General features: G+C 70.0%; 14 protein-coding genes and 1 tRNA gene. 3 read left to right on the top strand and 12 right to left on the bottom strand.

Annotation, left to right across the window (positions count from 1 at the left end; translation table 11 throughout):
• Window positions 1-296: 296 nt before the first annotated feature.
• From BFF78_RS28095 to BFF78_RS46995, 7 genes are all read right to left on the bottom strand, one after another.
• A tRNA-Ala gene (locus tag BFF78_RS28095) sits at window positions 297-369 on the bottom strand.
• A 118-nt stretch (window positions 370-487) separates the two neighbouring features.
• Window positions 488-1,156, bottom strand: coding sequence for a histidine phosphatase family protein (locus tag BFF78_RS28090; RefSeq protein ID WP_069780947.1), 669 nt, complete (start codon window positions 1,154-1,156; stop codon window positions 488-490).
• Entirely contained in the window at window positions 1,156-1,599 is a 444-nt protein-coding gene (gene rsfS, locus BFF78_RS28085) for a ribosome silencing factor (RefSeq protein WP_069780946.1), read from the bottom strand. Before rsfS ends, BFF78_RS28090 begins: the two co-directional genes overlap by 1 nt.
• 101 nt (window positions 1,600-1,700) lie before the next feature.
• Window positions 1,701-3,407, bottom strand: coding sequence for an LCP family protein (locus BFF78_RS28080; RefSeq protein WP_069780945.1), 1,707 nt, complete (start codon window positions 3,405-3,407; stop codon window positions 1,701-1,703).
• A 16-nt stretch (window positions 3,408-3,423) separates the two neighbouring features.
• A complete protein-coding gene (nadD, locus tag BFF78_RS28075) occupies window positions 3,424-4,110 on the bottom strand; it encodes a nicotinate-nucleotide adenylyltransferase (RefSeq protein WP_069780944.1) in 687 nt (228 codons plus the stop codon).
• A gap of 56 nt (window positions 4,111-4,166) precedes the next feature.
• Window positions 4,167-4,322: a hypothetical protein gene (locus tag BFF78_RS47000; RefSeq protein ID WP_165289381.1), complete on the bottom strand. Its 156-nt coding sequence runs from the start codon at window positions 4,320-4,322 to the stop codon at window positions 4,167-4,169.
• Between the two features lie 121 nt (window positions 4,323-4,443).
• Window positions 4,444-4,608 carry a hypothetical protein gene (locus tag BFF78_RS46995; protein ID WP_099054947.1) on the bottom strand — a complete coding sequence of 55 codons (165 nt, stop codon included), beginning with the start codon at window positions 4,606-4,608 and terminating at the stop codon, window positions 4,444-4,446.
• 101 nt (window positions 4,609-4,709) lie between these two features.
• Between BFF78_RS46995 and BFF78_RS28070 the strand changes: the two genes are divergently transcribed.
• A complete protein-coding gene (locus BFF78_RS28070; RefSeq protein ID WP_069780943.1) occupies window positions 4,710-5,792 on the top strand; it encodes a M48 family metallopeptidase in 1,083 nt (360 codons plus the stop codon).
• A 74-nt stretch (window positions 5,793-5,866) separates the two neighbouring features.
• Here the strand turns inward: BFF78_RS28070 and BFF78_RS28065 are convergent, their stop codons facing one another.
• From BFF78_RS28065 to proB, 5 genes are all read right to left on the bottom strand, one after another.
• Complete coding sequence (locus BFF78_RS28065; RefSeq protein ID WP_069780942.1) at window positions 5,867-6,937, bottom strand: SCO2583 family membrane protein; 1,071 nt, start codon at window positions 6,935-6,937, stop codon at window positions 5,867-5,869.
• An 89-nt stretch (window positions 6,938-7,026) separates the two neighbouring features.
• The gene (locus BFF78_RS28060; RefSeq protein ID WP_079161513.1) at window positions 7,027-7,599 is read right to left on the bottom strand and encodes an SCO2584 family spore wall biosynthesis protein; all 573 of its coding nucleotides are present in this window, start codon (window positions 7,597-7,599) and stop codon (window positions 7,027-7,029) included.
• Window positions 7,600-7,716: 117 nt separating this feature from the next.
• On the bottom strand, window positions 7,717-9,003 hold the full coding sequence (locus BFF78_RS28055) for a glutamate-5-semialdehyde dehydrogenase (protein ID WP_069783860.1): 1,287 nt from the start codon (window positions 9,001-9,003) through the stop codon (window positions 7,717-7,719).
• A 72-nt stretch (window positions 9,004-9,075) separates the two neighbouring features.
• The gene (locus BFF78_RS28050) at window positions 9,076-9,501 is read right to left on the bottom strand and encodes a hypothetical protein (RefSeq protein ID WP_069783859.1); all 426 of its coding nucleotides are present in this window, start codon (window positions 9,499-9,501) and stop codon (window positions 9,076-9,078) included.
• 120 nt (window positions 9,502-9,621) lie between these two features.
• On the bottom strand, window positions 9,622-10,749 hold the full coding sequence (proB, locus tag BFF78_RS28045) for a glutamate 5-kinase (protein WP_069780940.1): 1,128 nt from the start codon (window positions 10,747-10,749) through the stop codon (window positions 9,622-9,624).
• A 949-nt stretch (window positions 10,750-11,698) separates the two neighbouring features.
• Here proB and BFF78_RS28040 point away from each other — a divergent pair.
• Entirely contained in the window at window positions 11,699-14,002 is a 2,304-nt protein-coding gene (locus BFF78_RS28040) for a bifunctional glycosyltransferase/CDP-glycerol:glycerophosphate glycerophosphotransferase (RefSeq protein ID WP_069780939.1), read from the top strand.
• A 28-nt stretch (window positions 14,003-14,030) separates the two neighbouring features.
• Window positions 14,031-14,945, top strand: a complete 915-nt coding sequence (galU, locus tag BFF78_RS28035) for a UTP--glucose-1-phosphate uridylyltransferase GalU (protein ID WP_069783858.1) — start codon at window positions 14,031-14,033, stop codon at window positions 14,943-14,945.
• Window positions 14,946-15,000 lie beyond the last annotated feature (55 nt).

Below are 15,000 nucleotides of genomic sequence, written 5' to 3'. Positions count from 1 at the left end.
TCCCCGCCGCGACCGTTCCGACCGGCGCCGAGACGCACCGGGAACGCCTCCGCAGAGGTATACGAGCGCAGTGCCCCGGGTGACTCAAGCCGGCCAGGAACAGTGTGCCGAAAGACGCGCCGCCGATCAGCTGACCGAGCCGGGGAGCGTCGCTCAGCGGCAGCAGCCGACGGCGGTTGTCAGTGCCGGGTGCTTCACTGTCTGTGACGGGCGGCCTGCATGACGAAAAAACCCGCCCCCTGAGGGGACGGGATCTTCGTCACCGATCTTTGACAACTCAACAGAGTGTCGATCAGTGGAGCTAAGGAGAATTGAACTCCTGACCTCCTGCATGCCATGCAGGCGCTCTACCAACTGAGCTATAGCCCCTCGCCACGCGGCGGAGCCGCATGGTGTTCCGCTTCCCGCTCGGCGGGGCGAACAAGAAGAACTCTAGCCTGTGACCTGCCAGAAAGTGAAATCCGGGGTCCGGGAGCCGCCCGCAGGCTCAGTCGTCGTCGCCGAGGACGGGCTCGGGGAGGGTGCCCGCGTTGTGCTCCAGCAGCCGCCAGCCGCGCGCGCCCTCACCGAGCACGGACCAGCAGCAGTTGGAGAGGCCGCCGAGGCTCTCCCAGTACCGGGCCTCCAGGCCGAGGAGCCGGCCGATGGTGGTGCGGATGGTGCCGCCGTGACTGACGACCACGAGAGTGCCGTCCACGGGCAGCTTCTCGGCGTGCCGCAGTACGACGGGTGCGGCACGGTCGGCGACCTCGGTCTCCAGTTCGCCGCCGCCGCGGCGGACCGCCTCGCCGCGCTTCCAGGCGGCGTACTCCTCGCCGTGGCGGGCGATGATGTCCTCGTGCGTCAGCCCCTGCCAGACGCCCGCGTAGGTCTCGCGCAGGCCCTCCTCGCGGGTGATGTCGAGGCCCGTGAGGGTGGCCAGCTCGGCGGCCGTGTTCGCAGCCCGCTGCAGGTCCGAGGAGATGATCGCGTCGGGCCCCAGGGAGGCCAGCAGCCGGGCCGCGCGGCGGGCCTGGCCGACGCCGGTCTCGGTCAGCGCGACGTCCGTGCTGCCCTGGAAGCGGCGCTCGACGTTCCAGGCGGTCTGGCCGTGCCGCCACAGGATGATGCGGCGGCCGCGGCCCTTGCGGTCGGTGATCTCGCCGGTGGCGCTCATCACCACTCCCCGCCCGGCTCCCGCTCGGCCTCGGCGGCCTGCAGCCTGGCGTGCTCCTCCGCCTTGCCGCGGGTGGCCTTGGCGTCGGCGGGCAGCTCCAGCTCGGGGCAGTCCTTCCACAGCCGCTCCAGGGCGTAGAAGACCCGCTCCTCGCTGTGCTGGACGTGCACGACGATGTCGACGTAGTCGAGCAGGATCCAGCGGGACTCGCGGTCGCCCTCGCGGCGCACCGGCTTGGCGCCGAGTTCCTTCAGCAGGCGCTCCTCGATCTCGTCGACGATGGCCCTGACCTGGCGGTCGTTCGGCGCGGAGGCCAGCAGAAAGGCGTCCGTGATCGACAGCACGTCGCTGACGTCGTAGGCGATGACGTCGTGGGCGAGCTTGTCGGCCGCCGCCTGGGCGGCGGTGGTGATGAGGTCAAGAGAACGGTCGGTGGCGGTCACTACGTAGCTTTCGGTCGGCGGTCACTGGACCTCAAGGGTCTCACGGACCGTCCGGCGCACCCCACGTGATTACGGCGGCACGTGGGGTGCCCGGGACCGGGCTATGAGCCGGCGGCCTTGTAGTCCTGGCCGAGGACGACCGAGACGTCGGCTCCCGAGGAGACCGTTCCCTTGGCCACGGAGCCGGCGGGCAGGCCGAGGGTCTTGGCGACCTCGGTGGCGTCCGACTTGTGGGAGGCGTCCGAGTAGACCACCTTCGAGGCGGCCTGGGTGCCGGAGGCGGTGCCGCCCTCCAGGAAGGTGAAGCCGCCGTTGAGCAGCACCACGCGGGCCTTCTCGGTGTCGTCCTTCACGCCGGTGGCGTTCTGCACGGAGACCCGGACCGCGGAGCCGGCGTCGGGGCTCTTGGCGGTGCCGCCGAGGATGTCCTTCACCACGCTGTCGCTGGTCTTCGCGCTCAGGGTGCCGTCGGGCTGCACGGGCAGCAGGGCGGTCTTGTAGTCGCCGCTCTTGGCGAGGTCGGCGAGCTTGGCGAGGAAGGCGCCGAGGTCCTTGTCCGTGAGCGGCGGGTCGAGGATCTGCGCGAGGGTCTGCACGGTGACCGTGGCCGCCGCCGGGTCGGAGGACAGCTTGCGCAGCACGCCCTGCATGACCTGGCCGAACCGCTCCAGCTGGGCGTTCTGGGGCTCGCCGGAGGCGCGGTAGGTGGCGTAGGCGACGGCCATCTTGCCGCTGAGGGTCTGGGCGCTGCCCTTGTGGACGAGCGGCTCGGTGCCCTTCTTCTTGGCGTCCGGGTCGGGCACGTCGGTGTTGGTGTCGAGTTCGATGTTGCCGACCAGGTCGACGAGGTTCTGCAGATAGGGGGTGTCGAGGCGCCAGGTGCCCTGGATGTTGGTGCCGAGGACGGTGCCGAGCTGGTCGCGGGTGCCGGAGCTGCCGTCGTCGTCCACCGACTTGGCGAGGGTCGTGGTGGAGCCGTCGTCGCTGCTGAGGGCGAGGGAGTTGGGCAGCAGCACGGTGCTGCCCTGCTTGGTGGTGGTGTTGTCGACCAGCAGCGCCGTGGAGGTGCCGCCCTTGGCGGTGTTGTGCAGGTGGACGACGATCACGTCGCGCTTCTGGGCGCCGACCGCCGTGGTGGTGCCGGTCTTGGAGCCGGAGGAGGCGAGGCCGGGCAGCTTTCCGGCGTACCAGAGATAGCCGACACCGCCGACGGCGACGAGGACGAGGACGACGAAGAGGGCGATAACCCGGCTGCGGGCGCGGCGGCGGGCCTCCTCGCGGCGCTCGGTGCGGTTCTCGGTGAACTTCAGCCAGTCGATGACGTCCTCGGAGTCGCCGTCCGGATCCTCGACGAACGCGAACTGCTCGGTGTGGTAGTCCCGTTCGTCGTCGTCGCGCGTCTCCGCGGGGTGCGCCGGGGCGTGCGGGACCTCCGGTGGGCCGGCCTGCTGCGGGATGGAGGCGGTCTGCTCGGTGACCCGGGGCTGCTGCCCGCTGCTCGCGGCCTGCCCGTAGGGGTCGTATCCGGAGGGGTGCTGGGTGCCGGTGCCGTAGGGGTCGTACGGGGCCTGGGAGCCGTAGGGGTCGTACGCGCCCGGCTGCCGGCCGGTGTCGTAGGAGGGCACCGGTGGCTGCTGACCGGTGGCGTACGGGTCGTAGCCGTAGCCCTGCTGCTGGGTGTACGGGTCGTAGGTCGCCTGCTGCGCCGGGACCTGGCGGTACATGGGCTGGCCGTACTCGTCGTACCCGACGAGTTCGTACGGGCCGGCGCCGTAGCCGGCGTCACCCGCGTCGTATCGGTCGTTCACCAGTGCCCCTCTCGGCTCACTCGCCGCGGTACAGCTCGCGCTTGTCGATGTAGCGCACGACTCCGTCCGGCACCATGTACCAGATGGGATCTCCCTTGGCGACTCTCGCACGGCAGTCGGTGGAGGAGATGGCGAGCGCCGGGACCTCGACGAGCGAGACGCCGCCTTCCGGAAGGCCCGGGTTGGTCAGATGGTGACCGGGCCGGGTGACGCCGATGAAGTGGGCGAGGGAGAACAGTTCCTCGCTGTCCCGCCAGGTCAGCAGTTGGGCGAGGGCATCGGCGCCGGTAATGAAGAACAGGTCGGTGTCGGGGTTGAGGGCACGCAGGTCGCGCAGGGTGTCCACGGTGTAGGTGGGGCCGCCGCGGTCGATGTCGATGCGGCTGACGGAGAACTGCGGGTTCTCCGCGGTCGCGATGACCGTCATCAGATAGCGGTCCTCGGCCGGGGAGACCTTGCGGTGGGACTTCTGCCACGGCTGGCCGGTGGGCACGAACACCACCTCGTCCAGCTGGAACTGCGCGGCGACCTCGCTGGCCGCCACCAGGTGGCCGTGGTGGATCGGGTCGAAGGTTCCACCCATGACACCGAGGCGACGCTTGCCCGTGTGGGCGGGGCCACCGAACGGCCGGTACTGCGGGTGCTCGACCGTGTCGTCGGCGGCCTCGTACGCCGGACCGGTAGGCATGTCCTGCTCTCCCATGCGTGCAGACCCTACCGGCCCGGCTTCTGGCGTCCGGCCGGGGACGGGGCTCCCGCTCAGCGGTCGCGGTTGAAGCGGGTGGTGATCCACAGCAGGAGCAGCAGGATGATGAGGGCGCTGCCGCCGGTGACGGCCGGGTTGAGGCTGTTGTGGTGACCGCCCTCGGCTTCGGCGAGGGTGACCAACGGGGCTGCGGCGCTGTGAAGGCTCATCTTCGGCAGGACCTATCGCGTGTGGGCGGGATAAAGATGTCGGCTCATCGTAAGCGGGCGGCTCCGCGGCGATCACGCCGACTCCGCCGTTGGGGACGACCACCGGAACTTTCGCGAACCGTCAGTCGTCTTTCCGTTTGTAACCGCGCAGCAGGAACCAGGCGGTCAGTGCACAGCCCAGGATCATCACGACCAGGACGATACGGAGCAGATTGCCCGACCCGTGCTGCTGGACGGCGCTCGTGGCGGCCTCGGTCAGCCAGGCGGCTGCGGGGTGGTGCTCCATGGTGGACTCCTTCGGCTGTACTGCCCGTCCACGGTATCTCCGCCTAGGCTGGGCTCCGCCTCGGGGGCACAGTGGGCACTCACACGCACTTGGGGGAAGACATGTCCGACGACGGCCAGCAGGAGACCGGGCACGAGCGCGTGCCGAGCAGGCAGCGCAGGCGCTTCCCGGGGATCTCCTCGCGTGCCTACGAGCATCCCGCCGACCGCTCGGCCCTGGTCGCGCTGCGCAAGCTGAGCGGGTTCGACACGGTCTTCAAGGCGCTGAGCGGGCTGCTGCCCGAGCGGAGCCTGAGGCTGCTGTTCCTGTCCGACTCGGTGCGCGTCTCCGAGCGGCAGTTCCAGCATCTGCACGACATGCTGCTGGACGCCTGTTACATCCTGGACCTGGAGAAGGTCCCGCCGATGTACGTCAACCAGGACCCGCAGCCGAACGCGATGTGCATCGGCCTGGACGAGCCGATCATCGTCGTCACGACGGGTCTCGTGGAGCTCCTCGACGAGGAGGAGATGCGCGCGGTCGTCGGACACGAGGTGGGGCACGCGCTGTCCGGCCATTCGGTGTACCGCACGATCCTGCTGTTCCTGACCAACCTCGCGCTGAAGGTCGCCTGGATCCCGCTGGGCAACTTCGCGATCATGGCGATCATCACGGCGCTCAGGGAGTGGTTCCGCAAGTCGGAGCTGTCCGCGGACCGGGCGGGGCTGCTGGTCGGGCAGGACCTCCGGGCCTCCATGCGCGGCCTGATGAAGATCGCGGGCGGTAACCATCTGCACGAGATGAACGTGGACGCGTTCCTGGAGCAGGCCGAGGAGTACGAGTCCGGGGGTGACCTGCGCGACTCGGTGCTGAAGATCCTGAACGTACTGCCCCGCTCGCACCCGTTCGCCACGATCCGTGCGGCCGAGCTGAAGAAGTGGGGCGAGTCCCGGGACTTCCAGCGGATCATGGACGGCCACTATCCGCGGCGCGACGAGGACAAGGACACCTCGGTCAGCGACAGCTTCCGGGAGTCGGCCGCGAGCTACGCGAGCGATGTGAAGAGCTCCAAGGACCCGCTGATGAAGCTGGTCACGGACCTCGCGGGCGGCGCGGGCGACCTCGGCGGCCGGGTCCGCCGCGGCTTCGACGGCTTCCGCAGCCCGCCCGCGCCGAAGGAGGGCCCGGCGGACACCGCGGAATAGAGCGGACACCGTGGCGCGGAGCGGACGGGCGGTGCCGGCCTCTCACCCCGGCCGGCGCCGAAAGCGCCACCCGCTCACGCCGTCGGCTCAGCCCCGGCGGCCAGCGTCCCGCACAGGGCCGTAGGGCTGTCCGTCGCGTAGGGGTCGGTGCCCGCGGGGCCGCCGGTGGGGGCCGTCTGGCCGGCCAGGAGGGGGCGGAGGTAGGCCGTGGAGTCCTCGGCGCAGGCGAGCGGGCCCGCCTGGACGTAGGACGTGACCAGCTGGACCTGGTGGGTGCGCAGATCGTCGCGGGTGAAGCGGAAGGTCAGCTCGCGGCGGACGGTGAACAGGGACACCGGCGCGTTCGCCGCGGCGCCGGTGGGACGCAGGGCGTAGACGAAGATGTGGTCGGCGGTGACCTCCAGTGTGCCGGAGTCGGCCTCGGTGGCCTGCAGATCGCCCTTGACGCGGATCCGGTCGTCGGCGAGCCGGGCGCGGGAGGGGTCGAGGCGGACCAGCCAGCCGGTGGCGGCGTGCCGGGCGTCCGCGGCCGGGTGGTTGAAGCTCTGGTCGAACTGGTCGAGCTGGTCGGCGTCGAGGAGCGACCGGGCGGGGTGCACCTGGCGGCCGGTGAGCACCTCGGGGTAGAGCGAGGAGCGGACGATGTAGTCCTTGGCGGTGGTGAGCGCGGTCACCACCTGGCTGTCGGAGAAGTGGGCGGTGCTGCGGGAGGCCGGCAGGGGTATGCCCTCGGCGCCGACCTCGTACTGGGCTGCGGGGCTGTGCGCGTACAGCGTCTCGGCGTCGGCGGCGCCGGGCACCTTGGCCGTCGGGGCGAGCGGGACCACCGTCATCCGCAGGGGCTCGACGGGGCGCCGGGCCTCCGGGGAGCTGTAGGGGTGGCGGACGCCCATGTAGATCGCGGTGCCGAAGGCGACGGCGATCAGCAGGACGAGGAAGAGGGCCTGCCGGGTGAGTCCGCGGTGCAGGGGCGGGCGGCGGCGTACGGCGGGCGCGTGGTCGGTCATCCGCTCCTCGGCGGAGTACTCCTGCAGACGGGCAGCGCGGACGAACGACTCGTCGAAGACGACGGATCGGTACTCGTCCTCGCCACCTCCGGGGCCGCCCTCGGCGGTGCCCTCCGGTGGGTCTCCAGGCCCGCCCATACTTTCAGAGTAGGTCTCGTGGGCCCCAGGTAAACGCCCTGCTACACGACAACTTCTGACAGGTGCTCACCAAGAGCGGACGCGGGCGTTCAGGGGGAGCGCGGTGTGGCCGAGGCCGCCGGCTGGGAGAACTCGGCGGAGGCGGAGGGCGCGGCGGCGCTGCCCTGTTCCAGGCCGGTCGGGGCGTGTGTGGGCACCCCGTCGCGGGTGCCGGACGAGCCGCCCCGGTAGACGGCGGCGAAGGCCAGGGCGACCATGCCGATACCCATCACGACGGCGAGCACCCAGGCCACGGGCCGGTGCCAGCGGACCTGTCTGCCGTGGGCGCCGAAGAGGTGGTGACGGTCGCCGAGGACGTAGGTGTCCTCCAGCTCGTCGTCGTCCCGATCTTGGCTGAGATCGGTTCCCTCGGGGGCGTACTTGTCGTCGTAGCGCTCGCCTCGGGCGTGGGCGCGGCGGGCCTCCGCCTCGGAGGCCTCGGCTCTGGCCTGTGCGGCGGCCAGGAGGCGTTCGACAGCGGTCGGCTCATGGACCGTGGCCGCCTGTACGAAGGCCTCGTCAAAGACCACGGAGGCGAACTCTTCGTCCGACACCCCGCGGTCGTGGTCGTCGTCGGGCTCCCAGCCGTCAGGGAACGGCGTGCCCCCCACGTCCTCCGGCACGGGTCCAGAGTAGACCTGGGGGGTCAATTTGGGCAGACGGTATGGAAATTCGTCTGACTGGTGAGACATGTTTCGGCCGCCGGCCCGGATCCGGACGCATGACCGAACGGGTGAGCCTCAGGGGCGTACGTGGCCGTCGCCGGTGACGATGTACTTCGTGCTGGTCAGCTCCGGCAGACCCATCGGGCCGCGGGCGTGCAGCTTCTGGGTGGAGATGCCGATCTCGGCGCCGAAGCCGAACTGGCCGCCGTCGGTGAAGCGGGTGGAGGCGTTCACGGCGACGGTGGTGGAGTCGACCAGCTGGGTGAAGCGGCGGGCGGCCTGCTGGGAGGTGGTGACGATCGCCTCGGTGTGGCCGGAGGTCCACAGCCGGATGTGCTCGACGGCCTTGTCCAGCGAATCCACCACCGCGGCGGCGATGTCGTACGAGAGGTACTCGGTCTCCCAGTCCTCGGCCACGGCCTCCACGACGGTCGCCTTGGAGTCCTCGGCGTAGGCCAGCACGCGCTCGTCGGCGTGCACGGTGACGCCGGCCTCGGCGAGGGCGTCGAGGGCGCGCGGCAGGAACACGGGGGCGATGTCCTGGTGGACGAGGAGGGTCTCGGCGGCGTTGCAGACGCTGACCCGCTGGGCCTTGGAGTTGATCAGGATGTCGATCGCCATGTCGATGTCGGCGGCCGCGTCGACGTAGACGTGGCAGTTGCCGGTGCCGGTCTCGATGACGGGGACGGTGGACTCGCTGACCACGGTCTGGATGAGGGAGGCGCCGCCGCGCGGGATCAGCACGTCGACGAGCCCACGGGCCCGCATCAGCTCGCGCACGGACTCGCGGCTCTCGCCGGGCACCAGCTGGACGGCGTCGGCGGGCAGCCCGGCGCCGCCGACCGCGTCGCGGATGACGCGGACGAGGGCGGTGTTCGACTCGTAGGCGGAGGCGGAGCCACGCAGCAGCACCGCGTTGCCGGACTTCAGGCAGAGGGCGGCGGCGTCCACGGTCACGTTCGGGCGGGCCTCGTAGATGATGCCGACGACGCCGAGCGGGACGCGGACCTGGCGCAGGTCGATGCCGTTGGGGAGGGTGGAGCCGCGGACGACCTCGCCGACCGGGTCGGGCAGCTTCGCCACGTCGCGCACGTCGGAGGCGATGGCGCGGACCCGCTCGGGGGTGAGGGTGAGCCGGTCGACGACGGCCTCGCTGGTGCCGCTCTCCCGGGCCTTGGCCACGTCCTTGGCGTTGGCCTGGACGATCTCGGCGGTCCGGACCTCCAGGGCGTCGGCGATGGCCAGCAACGCGTCGTCCTTCTCGGCGCGCGGGAGCGGCGCGAGGTCGGCAGCGGCGGCCTTGGCCCGGTAGGCGGCCTGGGTGACCGGGGACATGGCGTCGTACGGCGAGAGCGTGGTCATGAGGGAAGGGTAGTGCGCGAGGCGGGTCACCCACCGCTCATCCCAAACCCCGAGACAAGGTCTCACTCCCCCTCAAAAGGGATGGACCCCCACCGGTGTCGCGGGCGGCGGGCCGTAGCCCTCGGCGATGCGCTGGTGGTAGGTCTCACGGCCGATGACCTCTAGGCCGACGATCTCCCAGGGGGGCAGTCCGGCGGTCTGGCGGTGCTCGCCCCACAGGCGCAGGGCGACGGCGGCGGCGTCGTGCAGGTCGCGGGCCTCCTCCCAGTACCGGATCTCCGCGTGGTCGCACGCGTATCTGCTGGTCAGCAGGAAGGGGTGGTCGTGAGCCAGCTGCTCCAGGGCCCGACGCAGATCCGTGAGAGGCACCTCCGGCCCGGCGACGCTGAGCGTGACATGCCAGAGCCGGGGCAGGTCCTTCGGCTCCTCGTAGGTGTCCCCGGCCGCGACGCTCGTCAGGGCACCGCGGGTTGCCACCCCAGGGCGCACTCGTCTCACGACGGCCTCCTTCACCCAGCGCTCGGGAACGTGTCCTGACACAAAGTTGAGCAGGCCATGGGCAAGCGCGGGGCGGTTTTACGGAACGTCCCCCACCGGGGGCCGTCGTTACGCCCCGTTTTACGAGTGCAGCAGCACCAGGTCGTCCCTGTGTACGACCTCGCGTTCGTACGCCGGGCCGAGCTCGCGGGCCAGCTCGCGGGTCGACCGCCCGATCAGCCGGGGGATCTCCTTGGCGTCGAAGTTGACGAGCCCGCGGGCCACCGCGCGGCCCGTCGCGTCGCGCAGTTCGACGGGATCGCCGGCGCTGAACTCGCCCTCCACGGCGGCGATTCCGGCGGGCAGCAGCGATGTGCGACGCTTCACGACGGCGTCCACCGCGCCGTCGTCGAGGGTCAGCGCGCCCTGCGGGGTGGAGGCGTGCTGGAGCCACAGCAGCCGGTCGGCGGAGCGTTTGCCGGTGGGGTGGAAGTAGGTGCCGGTGTCGCCACCGCTCAGGGCCTCCGCCGCGTGCACGGCGCTGGTGAGGACCACGGGGACGCCGGCGGCGGCCGCGATCCGGGCGGCCTCGACCTTGGTGACCATCCCGCCGGTGCCGACGCCGGCCTTGCCCGCGCTGCCGATCTCGACGCCCGCGAGGTCTTGGGGACCCTTCACTTCCGCGATCCGGGAGGTGCCGGGCTTGCTGGGGTCGCCGTCGTAGACGCCGTCGATGTCGGAGAGGAGGACGAGGAGGTCGGCGTGGACGAGGTGGGCGACGAGGGCGGCGAGGCGGTCGTTGTCGCCGAAGCGGATCTCGTCCGTGGCGACGGTGTCGTTCTCGTTGACGATCGGGAAGGCACCCATCGCCAGGAGCTTGTCGAGGGTGCGGGAGGCGTTGCGGTGGTGGGCGCGGCGGCTCATGTCGTCGCTGGTCAGCAGCACCTGTCCGACGCGGACGCCGTAGCGGGCGAAGGAGGCGGTGTAGCGGGCGACGAGCAGGCCCTGGCCGACGCTGGCGGCGGCCTGCTGGCGGGCGAGATCCTTGGGGCGGCGGCGCAGGCCCAGCGGGGCGAGCCCGGCGGCGATGGCGCCGGAGGAGACGAGGACGATCTCCTTCTCCCCGCCGCTGCGGCTCCTCGCCAGCACGTCGACGAGTGCGTCGACACGGTCGGCGTCGAGGCCGCCGGCGGCGGTGGTCAGGGAGGAGGAGCCCACCTTGACGACGATCCTGCGGGCCTTGGCGACCTGATGCCTTGCCGCTGACACGTGCTTCCCTCCGACCTCGCGCCCACGTCCCGTCGGGCGTGGCCGTTGCAATCTACGCGATACGCATGGACCGCGCCGGTGCGGTCCGCTTCGCGGACCGGGCTCAGAGCCGGCTGACTCCGCGAGACGGTGTTGTACCGGTCCGGTCGGCCGTAGAACCACAGTCCGGTATTTCGGTAGCCGGCTGCAACAGCCCGCCGTGTTGCAGGTGAGGATGCCGGACCAGACCCGGGTCACCGCGTGCAGGTGGGCCTGGCCCGGTGTGTACGTGGCACCGTCGGCACTGCCACCGGGGTAGCTGTCCTTCTTTGGTCATCGACCCGCCGGCCGTGGCGTCCGTGAGGTCGACGGCCATCTCGTCCAGACCCGGCTGGACATCTCCGGGCACATTCTCGGCATTATGCATCTGCGTTGATTCGGCACACAGTGTCCAGATTGGCGGCGAAACCACCGGTTCCGGAAGCCATTTATGGACCGAGCCAACTAACGTCCGCACCGCGAATTCCGACGGCACCTATACCGGTTGGGGCGACCAGCTGACCCGGTTTGAATTCGCCGGAAAGCGGCGTCGCGGTCGGCACCACTCTCGCCCGACGGTGCCCGGCCCGCGGCCCTCCAGCGCGGACCCCGGCCCGAGCAACCCGCAGGCGCGGCGCTGCTGCTGTGCAGCGACTCCGCCTCTTACATCTCCGGCACGGACCGGAGCAAGAGGGCGAGTATCTATTACAAGGGCGTTCTGGTCCGAAAGCGACAGTTGAGACTCGGGTGAGACTTACCACAGGCCAGTTGACCAGGAACGAAGGGGCTGTAGTAAGAACGGCGCGGGAGTCGCGTTAGGGTACGCTTAAACCAACCTTAACCTAGCACTCCTTGTGCCTCTCGCCTCCCGTGCCGCAGGTCAGGCAGCGGGATGCGGTTGACTCTGACCAACAGCCCAGGAGCTCCAAGCATGCCCCTCGCGAATGGAAACGCTTCGCCGAAAATAAGCGTGGTCGTCCCCGTTTATAAAGTTCAGGGGTATCTGCGCGCATGCTTGGATTCCATACTCTCCCAGTCCTTCCAGGACTTCGAGATCGTCGCCGTCGACGACCACTCCCCCGACTCCTGCGGGCGGATACTCGATGAGTACGCGGCCCTGGACGACCGTGTCGTACCCGTGCACTTCGAGGAGAACCGTGGCATCGGAAAGGCGCGGGACGCCGGTGCGCTGAAGGCCCGCGGCGAGTACATCCTGTTCCTCGACAGCGACGACACCCTCGCCGACGGCGCGCTGCAGGCGATAGCCGAACGCCTCGAGGTCACGGATAATCCGGACATCCTGCTGCTCAACCACGTCCGCACCTACTGGAACAACCGGGTCCAGGCGAGCGCGGCCGGCGAGATGCTCACCGAGGCCGGCACGGACGTCTTCACGGCGCTGGAGCGACCCGAGTACCTCAACATGTTCGCCGTGGTGTGGAACCGCGCCTACCGCCGCGAGTTCTACGTCGACGACCACAACTTCACCTTCACGGACGGCATCTACGAGGATGCCCTCATGGTCTACAAGACCATGCTGACCGCGGAGCGCATCGCCGCCACCGACCACGTCTGCGTCGAGTACCGGCAGCGCCGGCAGGGCAACTCCATGCGCACGCCCGGCCGCAAGCACTTCGGGATCTTCGAACAGTACGCGCGCCTCTTCCAGTTCCTCGACGAGCGCCCCCACCTGGAGCCGGTCCGGGCGCTGCTGTTCGAGCGCACGGCCAGCCACTTCCTGTTCACCCTGGCCCGTGAGGACCGCATCGTCCCCAAGGACCGCGCGGAGTTCTTCAAGCTCTCGGCCGCCAACTACAAGCGCTTCAAGCCCAAGGGCTTCGTCGTTCCGGAGGGCACGCAGGGCACCCGGTTCCAACTGCTGGAGCGCGGCTCCTACACGACGTACGCGGCGGTGATGGCCGCCGGCAACACCCGGCGCCAGGTGATCCAGCGGGCCACCAAGGTCAAGACCAAGCTCGGCAAGACCGCCTACAACCGGCTGTACCGGCTGCACCTGCGCCGCCCCGTCGACGAGAACCTCGCGGTCTACGCGGCCTACTGGAACCGCGGCGTCGCCTGCAACCCGGCGGCCGTGTACCACAAGGCGAAGGAGCTGGCCCCGAACGTCCACGGCGTCTGGATCGTCAAGAAGGACGCGGTGGACAGCGTCCCCGAGGGAATCGACTACGTGGTCGCCAACTCGCCGCGCTACTGGGAGGTCATGGCCCGGGCCAAGTACCTCGTCAACAACGTCAACTTCCCGAACAACTTCGTGAAGCGGCCGGAACAGGTCCACCTGCAGACCCACCACGGCACCCCCCTCAAGCAGATGGGCATCGACCAGCAGAAGTTCCCGGCCGCCGCCAAGAACATGAGCTTCGTCAAGATGCTGGAGCGGGCCGACAAGTGGGACCTCAGCCTCACCTCCAACCAGCACTCCACGGAGATCTGGGAGCGGGTGTACCCCTGCGCGTTCGAGGCGGTCGAGTACGGATACCCGCGCAACGACGTGTACTTCCGGACCACCGCCGACGACGTCCTGCGCATTCGCCGTGAGCTCGGCATCGAGGACGGCAAGACCGCCATCCTCTACTGCCCGACCGTGCGCGACTACCAGAAGGGCTACGTGCCCCGCATCGACCTGGAGCGCTTCTGCCGCGAACTCGGGCCCGACTACGTCGTCCTGGTGCGCACCCACTACTTCTACGGTGCCGACCCCCGGCTGGAGGCCCTGCAGGAGCGCGGGCTGATCAAGGACGTGTCGAAATACCCGGTGGTGGAGGACCTCTGCCTGGCCGCCGACGCGCTGATCACCGACTACTCCTCCATCATGTTCGACTACGCGTGCCTGGACCGCCCGATCGTCACCTACGCGGACGACTGGGAGGTCTACCGCAAGGCCCGCGGTGTCTACTTCGACGTTCTCTCCGGCGAGCCGGGCGAGACCCCCGGCGCGACCGCCACCTCGGAGGACGAGCTGATCTCGGTCTTCCGTTCCGGTGCCTGGAACAGCGACCAGGCCGCCGAGCGTCGGGCCGCCTTCCGGGAGCGGTTCGTGCAGTTCGACGACGGGAACGCGGCGGAGCGCGTCGTACGCCGTCTGTTCCTCGGCGAGGAGCCCTCCCCCGCGGTGCTGCCCCTGGACGAGCGGACTCCGGCGCCCGCGCCGGCCGCCATCGCCATGGCGCGCATCCCGCGGCAGCCGACCGGTGAGCGTGGCCTCATCGGCGCCTGACATGCACAACGAGAGAGACGAGCACCACATGGCTTCCCGCCCCGCCATTTCCAAGGCTGTCATTCCCGCGGCGGGCCTTGGCACCCGGTTCCTGCCGGCCACGAAGGCCACTCCCAAGGAGATGCTGCCGGTCGTGGACAAGCCGGCGATCCAGTACGTGGTCGAGGAGGCCGTGTCGGCGGGGCTCGACGACGTCCTCATGATCACCGGACGCAACAAGCGCCCGCTGGAGGACCACTTCGACCGCAACTACGAGCTGGAATCGGCGCTGGAGAAGAAGCGCGACGCCGAACGGCTCGCGAAGGTGCGGGAGTCCAGCGACCTGGCGACCATGCACTACGTACGCCAGGGCGATCCCAGGGGTCTGGGCCACGCCGTGCTGTGCGCCGCCCCGCACGTGGGCCACGAGCCGTTCGCGGTGCTGCTGGGCGACGACCTGATCGACCCGCGTGATCCGCTCCTGCAGCGCATGATCGAGGTCCAGGAGCAGCACGGCGGCAGCGTGATCGCCCTCATGGAGGTCGCCCCCGAGCAGATCCACCTCTACGGCTGCGCGGCCGTGGAGGGGACCGCCGACGGTGACGTCGTGCGGGTGACCGGTCTGGTCGAGAAGCCGGACCCGGCGGACGCCCCGTCCCACTACGCGGTCATCGGCCGCTATGTCCTCGACCCGCACATCTTCGACATACTCCGCAAGACCGAGCCGGGCCGCGGCGGCGAGATCCAGCTGACCGACGCCCTCCAGCAGCTCGCCGCGGACGAGAAGGTCGGCGGGCCGGTGCACGGCGTCGTCTTCCAGGGCCGCCGCTATGACACCGGCGACCGCGGCGACTATCTGCGTGCCATTGTCAGACTCGCGTGCGAACGTGAAGACCTGGGCCCGGACTTCCGGACCTGGCTTCGCAGTTACGTAGCCGAGGAGCTGACGGACGGCGCCGGCTGACCGCACGACGGCACTGACGGCCGGTGCTGACACCGGCACCGGCACAGAACGCGAG

It is taken from the genome of Streptomyces fodineus (assembly GCF_001735805.1).
Taxonomy (GTDB): domain Bacteria; phylum Actinomycetota; class Actinomycetes; order Streptomycetales; family Streptomycetaceae; genus Streptomyces; species Streptomyces fodineus.
This window is presented reverse-complemented; position numbering and strand designations above follow the sequence as displayed.